The 1,059-nt window shown below is 44.3% G+C and carries 2 protein-coding genes; both read left to right on the forward strand.

Translation table 11 applies throughout. The features are described 5' to 3' along the window. Positions 1-114 precede the first annotated feature (114 nt). Positions 115-207 (forward strand): YnhF family membrane protein, encoded by a 93-nt coding sequence (locus tag R8269_RS26095; RefSeq protein ID WP_005494575.1) that lies wholly within the window; start codon positions 115-117, stop codon positions 205-207. Between the two features lie 30 nt (positions 208-237). Continuing rightward, on the forward strand, positions 238-1,059 hold an 822-nt coding region (locus R8269_RS26100; RefSeq protein WP_318223024.1), incomplete at its 3' end, for a patatin family protein.

The raw sequence follows: 1,059 nt of genomic DNA on the forward strand, positions 1-1,059 counted from the left end.
ATTATGAATAAGCTAATTGTGATGGCTTAGTCAAAATCTCGCGACTAAATTAAGCAAATCTTGAACATATTTCACACCGGTGTTATTAATTTGTTACAGGTCAAGGAGGCGTTTATGGAACACGATCTAAAATCCGCACTAATCATTGTCGTCAGTGTTTTCGCAGTGCTTTTGTCGTTCGGAATTATTGCGATTACGACGGCCTAACAATAAGCATCAGAAAACTGGCGTGAGCCGATGATACGTAACAGCGGTATAATCACCGAAAGCCATACAGAGCTCGATATAGAAGTTTATGAGCACTTTAGACATGGCAAAACTGCTCTAGTCACACAAGGAGGAGGGCAGCGAGGGATTTTTACCGCTGGAGTGTTGGATGCACTACTCCTTTCTAATTTCGATCCTTTCGATGAGTTTTACGGCACTTCTGCCGGTGCTCTAAACCTTTGCTCGTATTTATGTCGTCAACATGGCATGGGTAAAGCGTTCATTACCGAACTTACTACTTCTCCTGAGTTTTTTAATCTTTTCCGCTACATTCGTAAGCAACAATACTTGAGTCTTGAGTGGGCGCTAGAAAGAATCCAAGATTTTCCTTACAAACTGGATCTCGATTTAGGGCGTAAGACCTTGGCTGGAAGAGGGGCGTTTGCAGCCGTTACGAACGTGGAAAATTTATCCGATCAGTATTTGCCGATTCTTGGGGACGATTGGTTCCACACCATGCTAGCCACTTGTGCGATTCCTAAGTTGTACCATGGCCCTGTCGATGTAAATGGGCAAAAGTTTGTGGATGGTGGTGTATCAGCCTCGATTCCGGTTCAAGAAGCGTGGCGACAAAATGCGCGCAACATTATTGTGATTCGCACAGAACCCTTCTCTGAGATAGAGGCGAGGGCGCAAAGTGAAATCGGAGACGTGCCAGTAGAATGGTATCGCGAATCCATAAACTCGGTGCAGCAATCTTGGCAACAAAAAGTCAGCCAATGGAAGTCTGACTGGACGTCTTTCTTCCAACAAAAAATTAATACTGCGCACCAGTCTAAGTTAACTGGGAAA

This window comes from Vibrio sp. Vb0667, assembly GCF_033391095.1.